The 413-nt window shown below is 67.6% G+C and carries 1 protein-coding gene; it reads left to right on the forward strand.

Annotation, left to right across the window (positions count from 1 at the left end):
* A partial coding sequence (locus tag EN884_RS38300; RefSeq protein WP_206617793.1) for a protease modulator HflK N-terminal domain-containing protein occupies positions 1-413 on the forward strand: 413 nt, incomplete at both ends.

A 413-nucleotide genomic window follows, 5' to 3' on the forward strand; every position in this document is an offset into this window, starting at 1 on the left:
CGACAAAAGCGGCGGTGGCGGCGGCCCATGGGGTGGCGGCGGCAACAATCAGGGACCCTGGGGGCAGGGTCCAAAAGGACCGAGCGGGCCGCAGGGCTCGCCTCCCGATCTAGAAGACATCATCCGCCGCGGCCAGGACCGGCTGCGGCGCGCTCTTCCGGGCGGCGGCGGCGCGAGCCCGGCTATCTTCGCGCTGATCGCGGCTGCACTTGTGGTGCTGTGGGCGTTCAAGGCGGTTTACACCGTGCAGCCCGATGAGGTCGCGGTCGAACTGCGCTTCGGCAAGCCGAAGACCGAACTGTCGCAGCCTGGCCTGCATTTCCATTGGTGGCCGCTCGAAACCGTCGAGACGGCCAAGATTTCCGAGCAGCTCGTCGATATCGGCGGTGGCGGGGCGACAAGGGGCAAAAAGT

The sequence above is a fragment of the Mesorhizobium sp. M7A.F.Ca.AU.001.01.1.1 genome, from assembly GCF_004022735.1.
Taxonomy (GTDB): domain Bacteria; phylum Pseudomonadota; class Alphaproteobacteria; order Rhizobiales; family Rhizobiaceae; genus Mesorhizobium; species Mesorhizobium ciceri.